Genomic DNA, 446 nt, shown 5'->3' with positions numbered 1-446 from the left:
GATGCCGATGCCGATGCGGATGCTGACGCCGACGCTGACGCTGACGCGGATGCAGATGCCGATGCGGACGCTGACGCTGATGCCGACGCAGATGCTGACGCCGATGCGGATGCGGATGCGGATGCCGACGCCGATGCGGATGCCGACGCTGACGCCGATGCTGATGCCGACGCAGATGCTGACGCCGATGCGGATGCCGACGCCGATGCTGACGCGGACGCCGATGCCGACGCGGACGCCGATGCCGACGCGGACGCCGATGCGGATGCTGATGCCGATGCGGATGCTGATGCTGACGCCGATGCCGATGCCGATGCGGATGCTGACGCCGACGCTGACGCTGACGCGGATGCAGATGCCGATGCGGACGCTGACGCTGATGCCGACGCAGATGCTGACGCCGATGCGGATGCGGATGCGGATGCCGACGCCGATGCGGATGCCGA

The 446-nt window shown here is 67.9% G+C and carries 1 protein-coding gene; it reads right to left on the bottom strand.

Annotated features, from left to right (window positions below; all coding sequences use genetic code 11):
- A partial coding sequence (locus AC1DCP_RS26470) for a hypothetical protein (RefSeq protein WP_476774881.1) occupies positions 1-446 on the bottom strand: 446 nt, incomplete at both ends.

The organism is Agrobacterium sp. 10T429, assembly GCF_056393925.1.
This window is presented reverse-complemented; position numbering and strand designations above follow the sequence as displayed.